This window comes from Salinarimonas soli (genome assembly GCF_008386575.1).
Lineage (GTDB): Bacteria > Pseudomonadota > Alphaproteobacteria > Rhizobiales > Beijerinckiaceae > Salinarimonas_A > Salinarimonas_A soli.
In genome coordinates this window covers 1-249 of the sequence record NZ_VUOA01000119.1, presented here as the reverse complement: position 1 = coordinate 249, position 249 = coordinate 1, and the positions used below count along the sequence as shown (strand labels likewise).

Below are 249 nucleotides of genomic sequence, written 5' to 3'. Positions count from 1 at the left end.
CACCGGGTTCGGACGCATCGGGCGCACCATCCTGCGGGCCATCGCCGAGAGCGGCCGCACCGACGCGCAGGCCGTCGCCATCAACGACCTCGGCCCCGTGGAGACGAACGCCCACCCCCTGCGCTTCGACTCGGTCCCCGGCCGCTTTCCCGGCACCGTGCCCGTCGAGGGCGACACCCTCGACGTCGGCCCCGGCCCCCTCCGCGTCACCGCCAACAAGAACCCGGCGGAGCCGCCCCACCGCGAGCG

Annotated in this window: 1 protein-coding gene; it reads left to right on the top strand. The window is 75.9% G+C overall.

Features of this window, described 5'->3' with window-relative positions; all coding sequences use genetic code 11:
- Positions 1-249: glyceraldehyde 3-phosphate dehydrogenase NAD-binding domain-containing protein (locus F0L46_RS25450; protein ID WP_240540164.1), on the top strand; the 249-nt coding region annotated here is incomplete at both ends.